The 21,518-nt window shown below is 66.5% G+C and carries 18 protein-coding genes; 1 reads left to right on the top strand and 17 read right to left on the bottom strand.

Annotated features, from left to right (window positions below; all coding sequences use genetic code 11):
- Positions 1–105 precede the first annotated feature (105 nt).
- Positions 106–1,218: a phosphodiester glycosidase family protein gene (locus C1A30_RS24100; RefSeq protein ID WP_369974206.1), complete on the top strand. Its 1,113-nt coding sequence runs from the start codon at positions 106–108 to the stop codon at positions 1,216–1,218.
- Between the two features lie 40 nt (positions 1,219–1,258).
- Here the strand turns inward: C1A30_RS24100 and C1A30_RS24105 are convergent, their stop codons facing one another.
- The 17 genes from C1A30_RS24105 to C1A30_RS24185 form a co-directional block, all read right to left on the bottom strand.
- A complete protein-coding gene (locus tag C1A30_RS24105) occupies positions 1,259–3,529 on the bottom strand; it encodes a PE-PPE domain-containing protein (RefSeq protein WP_101950866.1) in 2,271 nt (756 codons plus the stop codon).
- A 28-nt stretch (positions 3,530–3,557) separates the two neighbouring features.
- Positions 3,558–5,852 (bottom strand): PE-PPE domain-containing protein, encoded by a 2,295-nt coding sequence (locus tag C1A30_RS24110; RefSeq protein ID WP_101950867.1) that lies wholly within the window; start codon positions 5,850–5,852, stop codon positions 3,558–3,560.
- Between the two features lie 389 nt (positions 5,853–6,241).
- Positions 6,242–7,021 carry a fructosamine kinase family protein gene (locus C1A30_RS24115; protein ID WP_101950868.1) on the bottom strand — a complete coding sequence of 260 codons (780 nt, stop codon included), beginning with the start codon at positions 7,019–7,021 and terminating at the stop codon, positions 6,242–6,244.
- Positions 7,021–7,851 (bottom strand): SDR family NAD(P)-dependent oxidoreductase, encoded by an 831-nt coding sequence (locus C1A30_RS24120; protein WP_101950869.1) that lies wholly within the window; start codon positions 7,849–7,851, stop codon positions 7,021–7,023. The genes C1A30_RS24115 and C1A30_RS24120 overlap by 1 nt, the downstream gene beginning before the upstream one ends.
- 9 nt (positions 7,852–7,860) lie before the next feature.
- Positions 7,861–8,553, bottom strand: a complete 693-nt coding sequence (locus C1A30_RS24125; protein WP_101950870.1) for a YoaK family protein — start codon at positions 8,551–8,553, stop codon at positions 7,861–7,863.
- Between the two features lie 15 nt (positions 8,554–8,568).
- A complete protein-coding gene (locus tag C1A30_RS24130; RefSeq protein ID WP_235010174.1) occupies positions 8,569–9,417 on the bottom strand; it encodes a mammalian cell entry protein in 849 nt (282 codons plus the stop codon).
- Positions 9,384–9,947, bottom strand: a complete 564-nt coding sequence (locus C1A30_RS24135) for a mammalian cell entry protein (RefSeq protein ID WP_101950871.1) — start codon at positions 9,945–9,947, stop codon at positions 9,384–9,386. Before C1A30_RS24135 ends, C1A30_RS24130 begins: the two co-directional genes overlap by 34 nt.
- Complete coding sequence (locus C1A30_RS24140) at positions 9,944–10,918, bottom strand: RDD family protein (RefSeq protein WP_101950872.1); 975 nt, start codon at positions 10,916–10,918, stop codon at positions 9,944–9,946. The genes C1A30_RS24135 and C1A30_RS24140 overlap by 4 nt, the downstream gene beginning before the upstream one ends.
- A complete protein-coding gene (locus C1A30_RS24145; RefSeq protein ID WP_101950873.1) occupies positions 10,915–11,574 on the bottom strand; it encodes a hypothetical protein in 660 nt (219 codons plus the stop codon). The genes C1A30_RS24140 and C1A30_RS24145 overlap by 4 nt, the downstream gene beginning before the upstream one ends.
- Positions 11,544–13,115 (bottom strand): MCE family protein, encoded by a 1,572-nt coding sequence (locus C1A30_RS24150; RefSeq protein WP_101950874.1) that lies wholly within the window; start codon positions 13,113–13,115, stop codon positions 11,544–11,546. Before C1A30_RS24150 ends, C1A30_RS24145 begins: the two co-directional genes overlap by 31 nt.
- Before the next feature lie 3 nt (positions 13,116–13,118).
- Positions 13,119–14,270 (bottom strand): virulence factor Mce family protein, encoded by a 1,152-nt coding sequence (locus C1A30_RS24155; protein ID WP_101950875.1) that lies wholly within the window; start codon positions 14,268–14,270, stop codon positions 13,119–13,121.
- Positions 14,271–14,272: 2 nt separating this feature from the next.
- Complete coding sequence (locus C1A30_RS24160; protein ID WP_101950876.1) at positions 14,273–15,934, bottom strand: virulence factor Mce family protein; 1,662 nt, start codon at positions 15,932–15,934, stop codon at positions 14,273–14,275.
- A 4-nt stretch (positions 15,935–15,938) separates the two neighbouring features.
- Positions 15,939–17,510: a virulence factor Mce family protein gene (locus tag C1A30_RS24165; RefSeq protein WP_101950877.1), complete on the bottom strand. Its 1,572-nt coding sequence runs from the start codon at positions 17,508–17,510 to the stop codon at positions 15,939–15,941.
- On the bottom strand, positions 17,507–18,538 hold the full coding sequence (locus C1A30_RS24170; protein WP_101950878.1) for a virulence factor Mce family protein: 1,032 nt from the start codon (positions 18,536–18,538) through the stop codon (positions 17,507–17,509). Before C1A30_RS24170 ends, C1A30_RS24165 begins: the two co-directional genes overlap by 4 nt.
- Positions 18,535–19,749, bottom strand: coding sequence for an MCE family protein (locus tag C1A30_RS24175; protein ID WP_101950879.1), 1,215 nt, complete (start codon positions 19,747–19,749; stop codon positions 18,535–18,537). The genes C1A30_RS24170 and C1A30_RS24175 overlap by 4 nt, the downstream gene beginning before the upstream one ends.
- A 3-nt stretch (positions 19,750–19,752) precedes the next feature.
- Positions 19,753–20,622 carry an ABC transporter permease gene (locus C1A30_RS24180; protein WP_101950880.1) on the bottom strand — a complete coding sequence of 290 codons (870 nt, stop codon included), beginning with the start codon at positions 20,620–20,622 and terminating at the stop codon, positions 19,753–19,755.
- A gap of 1 nt (position 20,623) precedes the next feature.
- Complete coding sequence (locus C1A30_RS24185; protein WP_369974207.1) at positions 20,624–21,340, bottom strand: MlaE family ABC transporter permease; 717 nt, start codon at positions 21,338–21,340, stop codon at positions 20,624–20,626.
- Between the last annotated feature and the right edge of the window lie 178 nt (positions 21,341–21,518).

The following is a 21,518-nucleotide window of genomic DNA, read 5'->3' on the forward strand; positions in this document are numbered from 1 at the left end:
ACGCGGATTACCCGATCTCGCGAAATTGACTCAGCTAAACCTGCGATCGAACCGATGCTGAGCTGTTACCAAAGTTGACTGTGTGTCAGCTGTGACTAATGTTGTCTGGGTTGTAGCGGTTTCAGCAAAGGGGCGACCGTGCCGACTGCACCCGGATACCTGCGGCTATTCGCCGCGTGTGCCGCCGCGCTGGCGGTAGCCATCGCGGTGGCGACGACGGTGGCCCCCGTCGCCCGCGCTGCCGATGGGCGCACGTTGTTGGCCAACGCGATCGCGTCCACCCGAGGCTCCTACCTGGTCTACAACTTCGGGGGCGGCGCGCCCGCGCCGATGCTCAACGCCGGCGGCGGCTGGTACGAGATGACCAACGGCGGGCACCTGATGATCATCAAGGCGGCCGCGCAACGCCTCGCGCCGCGGCTGCTCGTCGACTCCCACGCCGGCTACCAGAGCCGCTGTGAACGCGACCCGCGGGCCCGCACCGGCGAGGGGCTGTGGCAGGCGTCGGAGATCTACACCCCACTGCAGGCGTGGCAAGCCCTCGGGCAACCAACGATCGCCATCAACGCGAACTTCTTCGACGTGCGCGGCCAGAAGGGTGGTTCGTGGAAGTCGACCGGATGCAGTTCCCCGCTCGGCGCATATGTCGACAACACCCGCGGCCAGGGCCGGGCCAACACCGCGGTGACGGGCACCGTCGCCTACGCGGGCAAGCAGGGTCTGTCCGGGGGAGGCGAACACTGGAGTGCGCTGTCCACCATGATCCTTCCGGTGGCGGGCGCGCCATATGTGGTGCCGCCCAAGGGCCCTGGCGATTACGACGCCGCGACGCCGGTGATTCAGGGTCTGCTCGACAAGGGTGTCCGGTTCGTGGCGGTCAGCGGCATCGGGTTGCTCGCCCCCGGCGACACCGGGCAACTCAACGACGGTGGTCCCAGCGCGGCGCGCACGGCGCTGGCGTATTCGAAAACCAAAGACGAGATGTACGTCTTTCAGGGCGGCAGCTATACGCCTGACCAGATCCAGGATCTGTTCCGCGGGCTCGGCAGCGATACCGCGATCCTGCTGGACGGCGGCGGGTCATCGGCGATCGTGCTGCGCCGCGACACCGGCGGCATGTGGGCGGGCGCGGGTGTACCGGACGGCAACTGTGACACCCGTCAGGTGTTGTGCGACTCCCGCGAACGTGCGCTACCCAGCTGGTTGGCGTTCAACTAGCCTCCGGTCAGCTTCTTCGTCAGCCCACCGAGCGCGCCGGTCAACCCGCCGGTGACGCCGCCGACGGTGCCAGCCACGCCGCCGGTGACACCCCCGACCGTGCCAGCCACCCCGTTGGTCTCGTCACGCCACCGACGACACTGCCCACCGAATTGCTCGGCGGCTTCGGCGACGCCGACGGCCCTGCCGGCTTGACGGTGCCCGTCGCACTCGTCGAACCCGACGTGGTGGTGCTCCTGGTGGTGGTCGGCTTCGTCGTCGACGTGGTCTTGGTCTCGGGCTCCTCGGCCGGTGCCTGCTCGACGGCGGCGGCCTGCGGCTGCCAGACCGGGACGGCCGGCGGTGGCGCGGCGGCCGCCGTGGTCGACAGCGTCACCGACTTCGCGGCGGCCTCCGGCAACGCGTTGGCCGCCACCGGCGCCACCTGTTGCGTGATGAGGCCCGGCAGGCCGTTGAGCAGATCGCCGAGGCCGCCGAGCGGGCCGAGCACACCGGTCAGCAGCTTGAGCAGGCCGGTGATCGCGTTCGGCGTCCCCGGCGTCGGGTGCCCGCTGAAGAACTCCTTCTGGAAACCCCGCACCAACGATCCGACGACGTCGGCAGGCACCTGGGCCCAGTTGATGTCGGGAAGGGACATGAATGGAGTCGGTACCCCCGCCTCGTCCAGGGTCCTAGTGTACGTGCCGTCCGGGTTGCGCACCACGTCGGTGTAGCCGAGATTCACCAGACTGGTCATCGCCGGGGCGAGCGCATTGGCCAGCATGCCGAGCGGATTCATGTTGACGAACGCGCCCATCGTCATCAAGTTCGTCAAATCCGTTGCCAGATAAAGGGGTTCCAGCAGCGGCAGGCTATTGGTCGGCAGCGTCAGGTACAGGTTCAGCGCCAGTGGGTCGTTCAGGTTGAGCGTGCCCGCCAGCAGCGCCTGCACCTGCGCCAGCAGTTGCGGACTGATGTTGGAGGTGTCGATGCCACGCAGCAGATACGTCGGCAGCATGGCGCCCACTACCGAGTTCGCCATCGAGAACGGGTTGGGCCACGCAGGGAAGTCGGACATGATGTCGTACTCGACGGTGGCGTCGACCTTCACCGGAATCAGGTTCGCGCCGCCCAACGACAGCCCGGTGTTCAGGATCGGGATGCCGCCGCTGCTCTGCACGTGGGTGTCGGGCGTGACGGTGTCGATGCCGAACAGGCCTGCGATCGGGAAGAACCGGGCGAACAGCCCGCCGTTGCCGCGACCCGGGTTGCGCAGCAAGATCATTGGCAACACCGTGTAGCTGCCGAGCAGCGGGTCGGTCGCCTTGGTCGGTGACTTGGCGCCGCCCGGTTGGTACGGCAGTTGGTCGACGACTTGCTGGTAGGCGGAACCGGCCGCGAACGCGCCGAGTCCGAAGCCGACGACGATCGGTACTCGTACCTTCGCCGCGTCGACATCGACGGGCAGGTTGTTCACGATCTTCTTCAGCGAGGACAGCAGGTCGCCGACCGGAACGTTCACCGGGAGGTTGATCGGCAACCCGATCGGCAACCCCAGCGGGTTGGCCAGGATGTTGCCCAGCGGCAGGTCGACGTTGCCTTCCAGGCGGTCGATCAACGTGTTGACCAGACCCTTGAGGCCGATATCCAGATACGTCGTGCTGTTGATGGCGTTGGCGACCGAATTCGGGAATCCCGGAACCCAGCCCAGATCCAGGCCGAGCATCTTCAGCAGCGTGAACGGCGGTCCGGAGGTGATCAGCTTGACGCCGGGGAGATCGAGATTCGACAGGTTGAGCGGATCACTGAGGTCGAGCCCGAGCAGCCCCAGCAAATTGACCAGCGTGGTGTTGCCACCGGCATCGGTGATACCGAGCGTCGAAAGTGCCGACAGCAGAACAGGAGTCAGTATCGGCCCGACGCTGTCCAGCAGCACGCCTCCGAGATTGATCGGGATCGCGCCGAGCACACCTTCGAGAAGCGCCGGCGGGATCTTCACGAGCAGGCTCGGAAGATCAAGCCCCGCCGACTTGCCCAGCGCAGGCAGGTTGAGGTGGGTGACCAGCGCGCGCAGCAGCATGTCGCCGATCTGCTGCGCGAAGTCGTAGCCCGCGGTGCCGAGGCCGCCGGTCAGGTCGGGGATCTGATCGGGATCCGTGAACGGCCGGAACGCCGCGGTCAGGTCGACGTTCTGGTGCACCACCGGCACGGGCGCCGGCGTCGGCGGCGGCGGTGCGGCGGCGACGGTCAACGCGCTCACCGTCGCCGTAGCCACGCCGAGCGCCGCGATCCGTGTCAGACGATTCCCGGACTTGCGGTGTTTGCGTGACATGGTGCACCGTCGCTATTCACTTGCCGCCTCAGGCAGCGTGTTTGGCGGCGGTCTTCGTCGCTCCGCCGGTGCCGCCGGCCGCGGAGTCCTTATCGTCGTCCTTCTTCTCGGTCGTGGTGGTCTTGTCGGTGGTCGGCTTCTTGGTGGTCTTCTTCGGCGCCAGGCTCTTCAAGACGCCCGCGACGCCGGTTGCGACCTCGTGCGTCGCCGACCCCACCGCGCCCGCGACCGTGTGGGCGGCCCCGCCGACGACGTCGCCCACCGGGTTACGCGGCGGCTTCGGCTTCGGCGTCTTGGTCACCGGCTTGCTTTCCTCAGCCGTGCCGTCCTGTGCGGAATCCACTGTCGGCGTTGCGGTTTCGTCTGCAGCATGCTTCGGCGTCGCACCCGTGTCGTCGGGCACCGGCGTATCTGCGGGTGCGGCGTGCCTGCCCTTCGACGTGTCACCGTCGGGGTCGGTGGACAACGTGAGCATCTTCTTGCTGTCCGCCGCAGGCACCGCGTTGGCGGCCAACGGCGAAATCGTGTCGGTGATCAGGCCGGGCAGTCCGTTGAGGACACCGCCGAGACCGCCAAGCGGATCCAGCGCGCCGGTGAGCAGCTTGAGCAGTCCGGTGATCGCGTTCGGCGTGCCCGGGGTCGGGTGGCCGCTGAGGAACTCCTTCTGGAAGCCCTTGATCAGCGAGTTGATGATGTCGCCAGGCACCCGGTTCCAGTTGACGCCCGGGAAGGACATGAACGGCGTCGGCACCCCTGCCTCGTCGAGCGTCCTGGTGTACGTGCCGTCCGGGTTTCGCACCACGTCGGTGTAGCCGAGATTGGTCAGGCTCGTCAGTGCGGGCGCGAGCGCATTCGCCAGTCGCTCAAAGGGATTGAACACCGAGCCGAACGTCGCGAGGTTCACCACATCGGCCGCCAGGTACAGCGGCTCCAGCATCGGCAAGCTGTTCGTCTGCAACGTCAGATAGAGGTTCAGCGACAGCGGCACGTTGAGGTTGGTGGTTCGCGCGACGGCCGCCTCCACCTGATCCAACAGTTGCGGAGTCAGGTTCGAGGTGTCGATGCCGCGCAGCAGGTACGTCGGAAGCACCGCACCCACCAACGAATTCGCCAGTGAGAACGGATTGGGCCATGCCGGGAAGTCGGACAGGATGTCGTACTCGATGGTGCCGTCGATCTTGACCGGTACCAGGTTGGCGCCGCCAAGGGCCAAACCGGTGTTCAGCAGCGGAATGCCGCCGCTGTGCGTCGCCTCTGTCTCGGGGGTGACGGTGTCGATGCCGAACAGGCCGGCCAGCGGGAACAGCCGCGCGAACAGGCCGCCGTTACCGCGACCGGGGTTGCGCAGCAACACCATTGGCAGCACGGTGAAGCTACCCAGCAGCGGATCGGTGCCCTGGTAGTTCAGGCCACCCGGCTGGTTCGCCAGGTCCGCCCGCACCTTGTCGTAGGCGGCGCCTGCGGCGAATGCACCAAGACCGAAGCCCGCCACGATCGGGACCCGAATCTGGGTGACGTCGACGTCGATCGGCAACGTGTCGACCAGCCCCTGCAAGCCCAACAGCACCGGATTGAGCGGACCCACCTCATCGGCCAATCTGTCGATGACGGTGGTCACCAGACCTTTGAGTCCGACGTCGAGATAGGTGGTGTTGTTGATTGCGCTCGCGACCGAATTCGGCAGTCCCGGAACCCATCCCAGGTCCAGGCCGAGCAGCTTGCCCAGCGTGAAGGGCGGACCGGCGGTGACGACGTTGAGACCGGGCAGGTCCAGGTTGGCCAGGTTCAGCGGGTCGCTGAGATCGAGACCGAGCAACCCGAGCAGATCGATGATCGTGGTGTTGCCGTTGTGAGTGACGCCGATCAGGTCGAGCGCTTGGCTCAGCAAGCCACCGACCAGGCCGCCGAGCGCGTCCTCGAGAATGCCGTTGAGATTGATCGGGATCGCACCGAGCACGCCGGTCAGCAGCGAAACCGGGATCTGCTGAAGCACATTGGGCAGATCCAGGCCCGCGGCCTCGCCGAGCGCGCTGAGGTTGATCCGCTCGACGACTGCCCGCAGGAGTTGGTCGATGACGGTCTGGGACAGGTTGTACGCGGCGGTGCCCAGACCGCCGGTGAGATCCGGGATCTGATCCGGATTGGTGAACGGCCGAAACGCCGCGGCGAGATCGACGTCCTTGTGGACGGCGACGGGTGCCGGGTCCGGTTTCGGTGGGGGCGGTGCTGCGGCGACGGTCAATGCGCTCGCCGTCGCGGTCGCTACGCCGACGACGGCGATCTTCTTGGTGCGGCTCTCGGACTTCAAATGCTTGCCCGGCAACGTCGACCTGCCCTTCCCGCCCCCGTCTTAGATTTTTCTAAGGTGACCGTAGCATCCGATATGGCTCGTGAAGCTAAATTGCTGAAGAATCTTCGCAGCCGTCAGGTCAAACGCTGCCGCAAATTTTTACTGACGCCTGGGTAAATAATGTTGCCCGACAAAGTCCCAGGCCAGTCGCGGTGGGGCCGAACCGCCGCCGCCGGGCTCCGCAACTGCGATCGTGAACATCGGAAAAGGTTGCTGGAGCCGCAGATCGGTTGCTGAGTGAAGGTTGCTGGGCCATTGCAGAGCAATCGCAGGCTGCGAAATCCGCAGTTCGCTCTACCTGTGGAAATGGGTCAAAAGTCCCAGCTTCGGGACATACCTGTCATACCTGCGAGTCCGCCGGGCTACGCATGTCGGTGTTTGCCAGTACGCAATGCGCTGTGTGCCGCGGCGTGTGTCCGCCGAACGTATCCGCCGCCGAACAGCACCACGTGTGCCAGCAGTGGGTAGAGCTGATGCAGTCCGACACGGTCCTGCCAGGCGTCCCGCAGCGGTCGCCGGGACTGGTAGCCGGCGAGCACCGCGTCGAGATGCGGGCAGCCGAACAGCGCCAGCATCGCGAGGTCTGTCTCCCCATGTCCGCCGTGCGCGGCCGGATCGATGAGCACCGCGCCGTCGGGTGTCCACATCACGTTGCCGCTCCACAGGTCGCCGTGGATCCGGGCGGGCGGGTCGTCATCGTCGAAGTCGCCTGCTTCGCAGCGGGCGATCACCTCGTCGACGGCGGTACGTGTCGAGGTGTCCAGCAGGCTCGCGGCGCGTGCGGCCATCGGCGCCAGTCGTTCGGTGGCGTAGAAGCTGCCCCACCGGTCGGCGGCGCAGTACGACATCGGCAGCGGCTCCTGCAGCGGACCGAAGTATCCGGGACCGGTCCAACCGTCGGGCGGCGACCCGAACGCGTCGGCGCCCGCGTCGTGGGTGATGGCGAGCCGACGGCCGAATTCATAGGCGGCCGTTTCGGACGGCTGTGCGGCGGCCAGCCGCTGCAATGTCAGGCTGGTGCCGTCGAACGCGATCACGGGCGCACAGGGCACACCGCCCTCTGCGGACGAAAGCCATTGCAGCCCAGCGGCTTCGCAGGCAAAGAAGTCTGGCGGTGCTGTGCTGCTGCGCTTGACGAACACTACGGCTGTCTGGCGACTCGCCGTAGCACCGCGTCGCGCGCGCGGTCGGGCAGCTTGGTCATCAGCGCCACCTGCAGCTTGGGGCCGACGCCGACGACGTAACGAGGGCGCGGCCTGCGCGCGGTCAGCGCCTCCTCCACGACCGCGGAGACCTTCTCCGAGGGCACGGCCAGCTTCTGGGACAGCGGAATCGTCTTCTTGAAGCCTGAGATGTGGCGGGCGTACAACTGCCGGTGTTCGGCGGTCATCGTGGACTCCGCCTGCTCGACCATGTCATCAGCGGAGCGCCAGATGTCGGTGTCGGTCTGGGCCGGCTCCACGACTGAGACGGCAATGCGCCACGGCCGCAACTCCATTCGCAGCGCATCCGCAGCCGCTTCCAAGGCGAACTTGCTGGCACAGTATGCGCCGACCAGCGCGAACGACAACCGGCCGTTCACACTGGAGATGAACACCACCCTGCCGCGGGATTCACGCAGTCGCGGCAGCACCGCCCTGGTGACCGCCAGCTGGCCGATCACGTTGACGTCGAGCTGTTTTCGCCACTCGTCCGAGGTCACTGTCTCCATCGGACCGCTCACCACGATTCCGGCGTTGTTGACCACCGCGTCCAGCCGCGGCGGCAGCGACGTGTCGAGCGCGGCGATGTGGTCCGCGTTGGTGACGTCGAGAATCAGCGAGGAGATGCGCTGGCTGTTCATCGCGGTCACCGCCGCGGCGTCCGCCTCACTGCGCACGCCTGCGATGACGTCCCAGCCACGGTCGGCGAGATGACGCGTGATCGACTTACCGATCCCCCGGCCTGCGCCGGTGACGAGTACTGATGGCATCAAACGAGATTAGCCTGCCGCCGCCTCGGTCCTGGCAGGCCCGAACCGGAACACCACCGCCGCGACGGCTACCACGACCGCGGCGACGGCGATCACCGGCGCGACGAACCACCGGGTCAGCGTCGCGCCGACCAACGCGCCGGCGCACATCGTCAGCACCACGGAGTAGCGCAGTCGCTCTCGGTGCCCTCGACCGCCCGCGAGCCGACTGTCGAAGCCGATGCCGACGATCGTCGTGGTCAGCACCGTCGTGGACAACTCCTGGACGCCGAACTGGCGCGCGGTCGCGGCTTGGATGCCGAACGTCACCGCCAGCCCGGCGATCAGGTACAGCTTGGTGTTGTCGTGATAGTCGAGCACCCCCGTCCCGCCGAGAACCGACAGCGTCGCGAGCATGACCACCTCGAACCCGAGCGCGGCGGTGAGCCAACGTCGGACGTCGCTGTCGAGGTGCCGCGAGAACCGTCCGCCGACGATCGCGCCGGTGACGAAGCTGCCGAACGCGACGACCACCGCGGTCATGTCGACGACGGTGTGCGGCGCGAACCAGAAGCCCAGGAAGATGATGTTGCCGGTCATGTTGGCGACGAAGACGTGGCCGAGCTCCAGCACACTGACCGCGTCGACGAGACCGGTGGCGAATGTCAACAGCAGCAGGCACACGGTCGTCGTCCGGTCGGTGACGGGTGAGACGACGGGCATGCCGGGGGCCGTCGGCTACAACTGCGGGGTCAGGTCGAAGGACGTCACCGTCGTCATGCGGGTGATCAGCCATTTCGCGTCATGGCGCTGCAGCGTCAGCCGATAGGACAGATACCGCAGCGACGGAATGTTCTTCGAAACCGGGCTGGTGGCAACGGAATTCGTGTAGACCAGGGCGGTTGCCTCGGTTGGCGTCACCGACTCGACGGCCGTCCCCATCACCTGGGTGGTGTTGGTGACCTGCGCCTGCTTGTTGGAGGCAACGATCGCGTCGATGTACTTGCGGTACTCGTTGGCGAAGTCACCGCCGAGGAAGCCGGCCGAGCGGTCCGGCAGGTTGTCCATGTTGTCGGGGGTGTAGGTCCACAGCGTGGTGATCGCCTCGGCGGCGGTCCTCGCGATGTTCAGCTTGGTGTCCACCAGCGCACGGTCGGCTAGATACGGCTGCAGCGTGGCGCCCGCGAATGCGGCGGCGCCGACGAACACCACCCCCGCGGCCACCGCCGCGATGGTCAACCGCTTACCCGCGGGCCGATGCGGCACCAAAACGACGTCCTCCACCGCATCCGACGTCTCGGTGTCCGTCGAATCTGGTTCGGGCTCAGGAGTTTTCGCGCGACGGCGGAACAGGCCGCGCCTGCGGGGCGCGGCGAGGGCTTCAGCTTCCTGCGCGGCCTGAAGCTCCGTGTGCTCTTCGGCGGCGCTGTCCTGCTCACCGGCAGCGTCCTGGCTTGCGGCAAGCTCCTGGCGCAGCGGCATCCGATGGCGGCGACGCGCGGCCTTGCCGGTCGGCGTCTTCGCGGTCTCGGCGGGCTGATCGGCTGCGTCGGTCAGATCACCTGGATCAGGTTGCTGATCTTCCACTGCTGCCCTTCCTTGATCGCCGTTGCCACCCAACGGTTTCCACTCTCGATCGTCGTCTTTCCGTCCGGCGACTTCGACGAGATCTTCGTCGCCACCAGCACGTCGACGCTGCCGTTGTCATTCCAGCGCTGCAGGCCCGCGTCGACGACCGCGCCCGTGGTCGGTTCGGCCCGCGCGACCTGCACCAGGATCTCGTTCTCCTTTTCCTTGAACATCTTCACGAAGTCACCGGTGCCCTGCGCCATGATCTTGTCGGCATATTCGTTGGCGTGGAACGGATCCAGTGTGGTGTAGGTGGTCATGAACTCCCGGACATAGCCCAGCGCCGCGGCTTCCTTCACGTTCTGCCTGCGGTCCTTCTCGTGCGAGATCAGCATCAGCGTGGCCCCGGTGAGCGCCGCCGCGATCAGCACCGCCGCCAGCGTCGCGACGACGGGCAGACCCCAGCGCCGCGGCCGGCCCGGGGCCCCGCCCCCAGAAGCCCAGAAGTAGTCGGGCTCGTCGACGTCGAGCTTGCGCCGTGGGCTCATGGGGCACCAGGACCCAGTTGCGGCTTCTTCAGCACCGTCAGGTTCGAGACCCGCCACTGCCCGTCGCGCGACTTCTCGAAATCGACCCGCAGCGTCGCGGTGATGAACTTCAACGTCGCGGGGTCGGCGCCGCGCTGACCCTGCAGCGCCACCAGCATCGACGCTTTGTCGGGCGTCGCGGACAGCACCGCGCTGCTGACCGCGTAGTAGGTGTTCTTGGTGGCGCCCGCCTTCTGCACCGCCTGCTGCTGGTCGATCAACTGCGGTTTGTACGCATCGGTGGTCAGCGACTGCGCATTGGCGAAGTCCTGCTGCAGCGTGTTGACGTCGTAGCTGAGCAGTTTCTCGACGATCCGCGGGCCCTGGTCGGCGATCTGCGCGCGGGCCACCTCGACCGCCCTGGCGGGCCGGTACACCGCCAGGTAGCTCAGCCCCACCCCGGCGGCGCACAGCAGCGTCGCCGCGATCAGCGCCACCGCCACCGGCCGCCGCATATCGCGCTGCGGCGCGTCCACCTTCTGCACCTCGGTGCGCAACAGCAGATCGGCGAATGTCCGGTTGCGGCGATCCCACAAGGGCCACAGCCACCCTACGAACACGGCGGCGGTGTCCAGCAGGTGCGCGACATCGCGCGCAACCAGCCGGAACAAACCGACCGGCGCGCCGTCGGGCCGCCGCACGGCGATGCCGAACAACGCCCGACCGAGAGACCAGCCGATCATCGACGGCAGCAACAACCGGTTGACTGCGATCAGGACGAACACCGCCACCGCGGCCCCGGTGAGCACCCACCACAGCCACCCGCGCTGCGGAGCGGACAGGGTCAGCAGCGCCATCGCCGCGATCACCGCGAGCCCCAGCAGCACGTCGAGAGCGAACGCACCGGCCCGCGACAGCCAGGACGCGGCGGGCCGCTCGGTCACCGACGCGTCGGTGGCCACTTCTGGCGTCCTGTCCAGCACGGCCGTCACGAACCGACCTGATCCAGCCGGGCGATCTTGTACTTGCCTGCGTCCTGCGCCATCTGCACCCGCAGCCGGTAACCCTGCTCCTGGTCGGCGGCCTCGGAGTTGGTCACCTTGACGCGGACCGCCACCAGCACCTCGATGGAGCCGTCGTCGTTGTGCCGTTCGACGGCCGCCCGCATGTCCGACACCTGCACCTTGACCGAACCGGCCTGGTAGGCGTCGGCCAGAATGCTGCTGTACAGCGGCGCTTGCACACCCCAGTCGCCGGTGGCGCACTCCAGGATCTTGGACTGGGCGGCGATCATCGCCGCGGTGTCCGGCGCCTGCGTGGCGGCAACGCAGTCCTTGGCGGCCGCCACCGCGGCCGTCTCGGCGTTGTTGATGGCCTCGCTGTCGTGGTGTGAGCGCAGTGCGAGATAGCCACCCGCACCCGCGCCCGCGGCCAGGATCAGCAGCCCGGCGCAGATGCCCGACACCCACCCGACGCCGAGCCGCGACACGCGCCGACCGTCATCGACAGCTTCCTGCTCGGGCTCGGTGGTCGAGGTGTCGGCGGCTTCTTCGCTTGTGGTGTCTTCCGTAGATACTGCTAACGACTCGTCCGGCGTTGGGTCAGCATCGGTGGAGTTCAGCTGGCTGGTGCCAGCATCTCCTTCCATCCGTCGTCTCCTGGGTTCTTCGAGTTGCTGACGTTGTACTTCACGCCATCAGGTCCGACCACCTCACCACTTGTCGGGCTGTAGACAGCCGTCGCGCCGGGTGGTCCTGGTGCCGGAGTGTACGTACACGGGTTGGGTTGCTGTCCACTGCACTGGACCGAGCCCTGCCCGGGAGGGCTGAGCGGGTCGCTGGTCGGCGCCGACGCCCTGGCCGGCGGCGGCAGCTGGTCCGCGGGCAGCGGGTTGAGCCCGTTGTTCACCGACGGCGCCTGGATCACGCCGCGGCCGGGGTTGACACCCTGGTCGCATCGCGCCGCCGGGGCCGGGCAGGACAGCACCTGGTTCGGGTCGCCGTACCACGGGTTGGTGCCCAGCGGGACGTACGGTTCCTTGCTGCGGCACTCCATCGGGGTGGCCGCCCGCTTGCCGGGGACGTCGACGCAGGGGTAGTTGCGCGCACCGCGAACCACGTTGCCCTGGTAGTCCTTTGGAATCTTGCAGTAGGTTCCGGTCGGCAGCGGTTTGAGGCTGGTGTCCGCGGGCGACCGCCATTCCGATGCCGGCAGGAAGCCGGTCAGACACGGCGGCGGCTGGTTGATCGACAACGCCAGCGGCAACTGACCCACGTTGTCGAACAGCGTGCCCGCCTGGGCCACCGCAGCGCCCTGCGGCAGGATCACCAACGTCTGCTCCAGCCCCTTGTGGTAGCGCTTGAGCATGTCGATGACCACTGAGAGGTTCGCCAGCGTCTGCGGCAGCGAGTCGCGCACCCCGTTGAACAACTCCGCGGTCTGATCCAGCGTCGGCGCCGCCTGCTGAAGTCCGCTGCGCAGCGCAGCGTCCTGTTCGGCGGACTGTGACGCGATGATGTTCAGGTTGCGCGCCCACTGCTCGATGTTGTCGCCCGAGTCGACCTGGCTCTGCAGGATCGGCGTCGCGTGCTGGATGATGTCGGTGGTCTGCGGCAGGTTGTCCTTGAAGCCCTGCGCGATGTTCGTCGTCGAATCGACCAGTCGTTGCAGCGCCGGGCCCAATCCGCCAACGGCTTGCGATGTTTCGGTGAGTAGCTGGTCGATCTTCTCCTTGGGCAGCACCGCAAGCCCTTGGTTGGCGGCGTCCAGCGCGGGCCCGACCTCGCTGGGCACCACGCCCTCCTGGGTGATCGTCTGACCGTTCGAGTAGTACTGGCCCGGGTTGCCCGTGGACACCAGGTCGAGGTACTGCTCGCCGATCGCTGACACCGAATGCACATTGGGCACCGAGTCGATCGGGATCTTGTAGCGGTTGTCGATCCGCAGCGTCGCGGTCGCCCCGTTCTCGGTGGGGCTGACTTCGGTCACCTTGCCGATCTGCGTGCCCCGGTAGGTCACGTTGGCGGTCGCGTACAGACCGCCCGACCTGGGCAGGTTGGCGTGCAGATCGTAGGTGCCGACGCCTGCGACGCTCGGCAACTTCAGGTAGTACCAACCCAATACGACCAGCGCGATGACCGTCAGGATGGTGAACAGCGCCAGCTGGATCTTGACGAAGCGTGTCAACACTGCTCACTCACCCCTTTCGACCAACGGTCCACCAGGTGCGTCGTGCGGGTTCGGCGTGAACCGCACGTCCGGGATCATCGTCGACGGATCGCGGCCCCACGACTGCTCGAGCGCGCGCAGCATGCCCGACACACCGGTGCCCGACAGGATGCCGTTGTCCAGACCGGACAACGTCCCGTCGATCATCAGCGAGACGTTCATGTAGTCGCCGCGAACAACTTTCGGCACGTTCTCGATGGAGAACGGCGCGGTCAGCATCAGCTTGAGCGCACCGACCAGGTACGGCGACGCCCGGCCCAGCTGCTTCAGCGGCCGCTGCAGGTTCTGCAGGTTGGTGTGCAGGTTGTCGCTCGCAGGTGCCAACGCGTTGTCGGCTGCGAGGCTGATCCGGCCAAGCGCCTCCACCGCGTCGGCGAACAGATCGCGGGTGTCCGCGAAATGCTTGATCAGCGGCGGGAATTCGGTGAGCACCCGGTCCAGGGTGTCGTTGCGCTGGGCGACGATGTTCAGCAGCCGGTTCGTCGAGTCGATGGCCCGGGTGATGTCCTGGCGCTGTTGGTTCAACTCGTCGGTGAAGGTGTCCAACCGGTTGAGGAACTCCCTGATCTGATCGGCCCGGCCGGTCAGCAGGTTGTTGATCTCGGTCTGGATGCTCTCGAGGTTCTGCACGCCGCCGCCGGTGAGGATGCTGGCGATGCTCGCAAGCACCCGTTCGGTCGTCGGGAACGCCGAACTGTTCTTCAGCGGGATGGTGTCGCCGCTGCGCAACAGCTGCGGCGACGGATCCGGCGGCGGTTCGAGTTCCACGTGCTGGCTGCCCAGCAGGCTGGTCTGGCCGATCTTGGCGAGCGTGTTCACCGGCAGCTTGACGTCGCTCTGCAGATCGAGCGTTAGCGTCGCGACCCAGTTCCTCAGCTCGATCTTGCGCACCCGGCCGACGTAGACGTCGGCCACCCGGACGCGGCTGTTGACGTTGAGCGCCAACGTATCCGGCATCTGCACATAGATCGTCGTCTTGTCGGAGCCGGTGCCAGGCCCGCCGGGCAGCTCGACATTGGAGATGCCGCGCCACGGCCACACACCGCAGGAACTCAGTGTCAGCGCGACTGCGATCAGCGCGATGCTGCGCACCGCGATTCGACTCCACCTACGCATGCTCATTGACCTGCCTCAGCGGGTAGGGGCGGCCCTGCCGGCGCGGGTCCTGCCGGCGCGGCGGGCCCAGGTCCGGGACCGGGCCCGGACAGCGGCGACGGCGCACCGACTGTGCCACCTGGGTCGCCGGGAATGACACCCGGTGCGGGCGCAGGCGGCGGACCCGGCTGCGGATACCACGGTGGCGGCAGCGGGTTGTTCTCGTCGAACGAGTTCGGCGGTCCTGGCAGGTTGCCGCCGCGCGTGGTGCCGAATGCCGGTGGGGCGTCCGGGATCACGCAGTTCGGGCCGCCGAGCAGCTCGGCGAGGCACTCCGGGGTCATCATGTTCGCGGTGAACGGCTGCACGTCGACGCCCTGCATGCCCGGCCCGGCGACCCAGCCCGGCTCGTGGTTCCCGTGCGAGAACAACGTGTCGCGCGACCAGATACCCGGCACGGTGGTGTCCTTGTATCCGGGCGGCGGCTGCAACCGCGGCTCGGAGTAGGCGATCTGCTTGGGCAGCGTCATCGCGCTGGCGAACTGGTTGACGCCGAACGGCGGGAAGTTGAACTTGATCGCATCGAGGATCGGCGCCAGGTACTGCGCGCACAGCTCCGCGGATTCCTGATAGCCCAGCCTGCTGCCCGCCTGAATGGCGCTGCAGATCAACTGCATCGGGTTGGCGAAGTTGTTGACGGTCAGCAGGCCCATCACACCGCCGGTGTTCGGCGACACGATGTTCATCAGGTTCGCGCCGAGCGTGGGGAACACGTGCAGCGCAGTCTCCAAGCCGTTCAACGGATCCGGTTGCAGGATCGCGTTGGTGACATCGGCCAGGTTGTTGACGTCGTGGGTCAGCACCTCGCCGTTGCGGCTGATGAACTGGCGGGTGGTGGTCAACAACTGGTTGAGGTCCTGCAGCGCGTTGGCCACCTCGCGGTTGGTGTTGGTGAACGCGTTGGTGAACGTGGCGAGGTCGCTGTTCAGTTGCACGAACTGCTGGTCGTTCTGGTACAGCGCGTTGACGAACAGCGCCAAACTCTTGATGACACCGAAGAAGTCGCCGCGGCCCTCGTTGAGCGTGTAGAGCGCCTCTGACAATCCGTTCAGTGTCTTGTTGAGCTGTTCGCCCTTGCCCGCGAAGCCGTTGGCCGCGGATTCGATGATGTCGCCGAACGGGCCCTTCGGCTGATCGCGCGTTGGTCCGAGGTCGGTCAGGATCCGGTTGATGGAGTCACGCAGCTCGTCGTACTCGACTGGCACCTGGGTGCGGTCGATCGGAATGACGGCGTTGTTCTCCATCACCGGACCGCCGGTGTACGGCGGCGACAGCTGAATGTTGCGCGACGCCACCAGGCTCGGGTTCAGAATCGACGCCGTGGCGTTGGCGGGCACCTTGTACTTGTTGGCGTAGTGAAACGTCACCTTCATCTTGTCGCCGGCAGGCTCGATCTTGTCGATCGAGCCGACCTTGACGCCCATGATGTTGACCTTGTCGCCGGGATACAGCGCGAGGGTCTCAGGGAAGTAGGCGACGACGGTGTTGGTGGTCAACCGCTTGTACAGGTTGTAGCCGACGATGGCAGCCACCAACGCGAGGATCACCACGAGCGTGCCGATGATCACCGAGGCCCGAGTAAGCCTGGGCATCTTCAGGTTTCGGATGTTGTAAATCGTCGACATCTTTTCAGCCCTCCTGCGATCCGGGCGGGAGGTACGGCGGGTTGCCCGGCAGCGGCGGCGTACCTGCCGGACCGGCGTCGGGGCCTGGCCCCGGAGGCGGCGGCGGACCCGTCAGCGCGGGCGGCAGCGGCGCGATGCCCGGCGTGAAGTCCGGTCCCTCGGGGGGCAGCGGACCCACCGGCACGGTGCGTGCGTTCGGCGGCGCAGGAGGCAGCGGAACCGGCGCACCAGGCATGTCGGGCGGCATCTGACCCGGGATGGCCGCTGCGGGCACACCCGGTGTGAAGCCGGGACCGTTCGGGTTCGGGTTCGACGTCGCCACATCCGGCGGGCCGTATTCGGGGCCGCCGAACGGACCGACCGACAGGTGCGAGCACGGCAGCGGATCGCCGGGCCGCGGCAGCAGATCCGGCGGCGGCGTGTACGAGCACGGCGAACCCTTGAGCACACCGGGTCCAGGATGTTCCGGCGTGCCTTCCATCACCGTCGGGCCGGGCGCCGGCGCACCGTTGCTGAAGCGCTGACCGTTCGGATCCGGGAACCGCCAGGACGGCAAACCGGCGTCGCCCCAGAACTTCTCGGGGTCGATGCCCCGCTTCTTGAACGCGGCGTCGACGAACGGCTGCAGGATCTGGTACGGCAGCAGGTTGACCAGCATGACCTTGAAGTACGGTCCGGACGCCACCGCTTCACCAAGGGAGGCAACGAATTTCGCGACCGTGGTGAGCGTCTGCATCAGATCGCCCCTGCGGTCGCGCAGCACGTCGCTGATGGTGCGCAGCTGCTCGAGCACGTGGTTGAGGTTCGGGTTGTCGTCGATGAAGCCCTTCACCTGCTCGGAGAAGGCACTGACGCGCTCCAACAACATGCTCACCGCGTACTGGCGCTCGTTGATCGCCGACAGCAGTGACTGCGCGTTGACCAACAGCTTGTTCACCTGCTCGCTGCGGTTGCCGAGGATTCCTGCGATCTTGTTGGCGTTGGCGAGCAGTTGCTTGATCTGGTCGTCGCGCTTGCCGATGGTGTCGGAGAACCGGGCCACTCCGTCGAGGGCGGCACTCAAGTGCGGGTAGGTCTGGTCGATGGTCTCGGACAACACATTCAGCGACCGCTTCACGGTCTGGGTGTCCCAACCGGACGCCGCCTTTGTGACGTCGAAGAACGCGTCGTAGATCTGGTAGGGCGTGGTGGTCTGGCCCAGCGGCAGCATTCCGTTGGCGCGCAACGGATCTTTACCGCGCGGCTCGATCTCGATGTTGCGCCGACCCAGGATCGTGTCGGTGCGGATGGACGCCCGGCTCTGGGTGCCGATCTGGGTCCCGCCGAGCGAGTAACCGATGACGACCTTGTCCCCGTCGATCCGCATCGAGCGGACCTTGCCGACGTCGACGCCTGCGATTCGCACCTTGTCGCCCGACTGGATGCCACCGGTGTCGGAGAACTGCGCGTAGTACGTCGGTGTCGCGAACAGCATCGGCACGCTGGCGAAGCTCTGCCCGACTCCCAGAACGAGAAGCAGGACAAGGATGCCCATCAACCCGTTCCGGACGCGATTCGATCCTTCGAGAGTCCTCATTGCGGTGTGCACCTACCCGAAGGCTGCGTGGTGAGCTTCACGGTTCGCACCGGTCCGCCAGGCTGTAAGCCGTTGAGCTTCAACGAGATATCGCAGGCGTAGAAGTTGAAGAAGTCGCCGTAGAGGCCGCCGGCCCTACCGATGATGTTGAACGCGGTCGGCAGGCGCACCAGGATGTCGTTGAGCTGGTCCTTCTGATCGACCAGTGGCTGCTGAACCCCTTCGAGATGGCCGACGGTGCTCTGCAGCAGCGGGCGGTTGTCCGCGAGCAGATCGGCGATGGTGCCCGCCGCGTTGCTGATGTTGGCCACCGAACTGGCGATCGGATCCTTGCGGTCCTTCAGCCCGGTGATCAGCTTCTCGAAGTCGACCACGGTCTGGTCGAACTGCTGCTGATGCTTGACCGTGGTGTCGAGCACCGTGTTCAGGTTCTTGATCACCTCTCCGATCGCCTGGTCGCGATCCGCCAGCGCCGACGTCAACGACGCGGTCTGGTCGAGGATGTCGTTGATCGTGCCGCCCTGCCCCTGGAAGACGGTGATGATCGACTGCGCGATGTTGTTCACCTTGTCGGGATCCAGCGCGCGGAACACCGGCCGGAAGCCGCCGATCAGCGCGTCGAGGTCGAGGGCGGGCTGTGTGCGCTCGATCGGAATGGTGCCGCCCGCGGGCAGTCGCTTGTCGCTGTCGCCGCGCTTGAGTTCCAGGTAGCGGTCGCCGATCAGGTTCAAGTACCGGATGGAGGCGGTGGTGCCGTCGAACAGGGGCAGCGAGCGGTCGACGCTGAAGTCGACGCGGACCTGCGAACCGCCGTCCATCAGTTGGATCTTGGAAACCTTGCCGACCTCGACGCCGGACGCCCGGACGAACTGGCCGGCGCGTAACCCACTGGTGTTGGAGAAAATTGCCGAATAGCCGGTGGTGCGGTCGAACCGCATCTGACCGAACACCACGATGAGCATCGCGGTGAACAGCAGCAGCACCAGTGAAAAGATGCCGAGCTTGATGGCAGTTCCGGTGATTTTCATGGGTTGATCGTGTTCTCCCCGATCTGACGACCCCAGACGTACTCGATCAGAATCGGCTGGCCGAGTTCGAAGTGGTTGTACGGCGCGATGGAGGCACCGGTGTCCATGACCAGGTACGGTGCCGGCCACAGATCACGCGTGATGGGCTGCCAACAACCCGGCCTGCCCTCCGGTCCACCGTGGGCGTTCACCCGCGGCAGGTTGTCCGGATAGACATACGGGTTGCCTGCACCCATCGGCTCGGACAGGGTCCGCAGCGAATACCCGTTGCCGCCAAGGGATGCCGCGACCTTGGGCTCCACGTCGTGGAAGTTGCGGATGGTGCAGAACAGCGCGGGGCTGTACTCGTCGAGCAGCTGCGAGGTGGGCACCAGATCGGCGGCGCCGCGCACCAGATACGGTCCGCCACGCTCGAAGATGTCGCCGCCGGTGTTGCCGAATCCGACCGCGGCCATCAACGCCTGATCGATGTTGCCCTGCTGCTCGTTGAGCGTGCGCGCGGTGGTCACCGCGTTCTGCAGTCCGTCGAACAGGTCGGGCGCCGCGTTGGCGTACGTCTCACCGAGGTCGGCCAACAACCGGTTGTCCTGCCGGATCTGGGGCATCTGCGGGTTGATCTCTGCGAGGATCTGGTTGCCGTTGACGATCGACTGACCGAACCGGTCGCCCAGCCCGTTCAGTGCCTGCGCGGTGGCCGCCAGCGTCTGGTTCAGCTTGACCGGGTCCACCTGCTGAGCGACGTCGACGACGGTTTCGAACAACGTGTTGAACTCGGTGGTCACCGAGGTCACATCGATGGTGTCGGAGGCCGTGATGCGTTGCGGCGACGGGTTTTTCGGCGACGTGAAGGACACGTACTTGTTGCCGAACACCGTGGTGGCGGTGATGTTGGCGTCGACGTTGCGCGGAATCAGGTGCAGATACTTGCGATCCACGTTCAGCGTGATCTTTGCCCGCGGTTGGTCGCCGTCCACGGTGACCTCTTCGACCCTGCCGACCCTGCCGATCTCGACGCCGTTGTAGGTCACCTTCGCGCCGGGGTCCATCGAAAGACCCGCGCGCGCCGAGATCATGGTCAGCTTGTCCCGCTCGAGGAACGTGCCGCGGAACTGGAGGTAGACGAACACCAGCACGGCGATCGTCAGTATGGACAGCACCAGCCCGGCCAGTTTGAACGGCGGGGTGCGAGGTGTGTTCAGCGGCGCGGTCATCGGCTACACCGTCAGGTTGAAGTTGGGGTCGACGCCGTAGAGCGCCAACGCGACCAGCAGAACCACCAGGGCGACCGCCACCAGTGAGGCCCGCATCGCACGCCCGACCGCCTCGCCGACGCCGACAGGGCCGCCGCTGGCGAAATAGCCGTAGTAGCAATGGTTGAGCATCACGATGATCGAGATGATGATGGCGTCCACGAACGACCAGAAGACATCTTCCGGACGTAGGAATGTGCTGAAGTAATGCTCGTAAGTGCCTGTCGACTGGCCGTAGAACAGGGTGGTCGTCACCTGACCGGACAGGAACGACAGGATCATCGCCATCGCATACAGCGGGATGATGACGACGAAGCCGGCCATGATCCGCGTCGAGACCAGATACGAGATGGACTTGATGCCCATCACTTCGAGCGCGTCGATCTCCTCGCTGATCCGCATGGCGCCCAACTCGGCGGTGGCGCCCGCACCGACGACGGCGGCCAGCGCCACACCCGACACCAGCGGCGCGGCGGACCGGACGTTGATCATCGCGGCGAAGAAGCCGGTGAACGCCTCGACACCAATGTTGCCGAGGGATGCGAAGCCCTGAATCGCCACCAGCGACGAACCGGACAGGCTGACGAAGCCGACGATCGCCGAGGTACCGCCGATCACCGCCATCGCGCCAGTGCCCATGCCGATTTCGGCGATCAGGCGCAGCGTCTCCTTGCGGTAGTAGCGCAGCGCGTGCCCGATCGAGCCCATCGCGGTGACCACGAACCAGGCGACATGGCCGATGCTGTCGAGCGCCCGCGCGGGACTGCCGACCACCCTTTCGGCCGTTGCGGCGCTGCGCGGAAACCGTGCGCGCAGGACTTGGGTGCTCGACATGTCAGCGCCCCGTTCCGAACCGGACACCAATCGTGGTCAGCACCACGTTGACCGCGAACAGCGCGATGACGCACAGCACCAGCGTTTCGTTGACCGCGGTGCCGACGCCCTTCGCGCCGCCGGAAACGGTGAGGCCGCGGTAGCAGCCGACCAGTCCGGCGATCAAGCCGAAGGTGGTGGCCTTCACCACCGAGATCAACACCTCGGGAAGGCCGGTGATCAGAGTCAGCGTCGATACATAGGCGCCCGCGGACACGTTCTGCAGGTACACGCCGAAGACGAAGCCGCCGACCAGGCCGATGGTGATCACCGCGCCGTTCAGCAGCAGCGCAACGAACGTGGAGGCGACCACGCGGGGGACGACGAGGCGGTGGATCGGGTCGATGCCCAGCACCTCGAGGGCGTCGATCTCCTCGCGGATGGTGCGGGCCCCGAGGTCGGCGCAGATGGCCGTCGACCCGGCCCCCGCGACCACGAGCACGGTGACCAGCGGGCCCAACTGGGTGACGGCGCCGATGGCCGCACCCGCGCCCGACACGTCGGCGGCGCCGAACTCCGCGAGAAGGATGTTCAGCAGGAAGATCAGCAGAACGGTCAGCGGCGCCGAGACGGCGAGTGTCGGCAGAAACGACACCCGGAACAGAAACCAGGACTGAAGGATGAACTCGCGCCACTGGAACGGCGGCTTGAACAAGGCCTTGCCGGTGAGCACGCACATCCGGACGAAGCCGCCGACGGCAGTCAGCGCGGGCCGGGTTTGGTCCCGGACGTAGTCGACGACGCCAGGCGAGGCCGTCACCGGTTGACTCCCACGACGAAAGCGCGACTGTCGCGGCGCAGCGGCAGAACCTGTCGCACGCCTCCTCCTTGCCCCATCCTGGTGTCTGTGACCGCCG

The organism is Mycobacterium sp. 3519A (genome assembly GCF_900240945.1).
In the GTDB taxonomy this organism is placed as follows: domain Bacteria; phylum Actinomycetota; class Actinomycetes; order Mycobacteriales; family Mycobacteriaceae; genus Mycobacterium.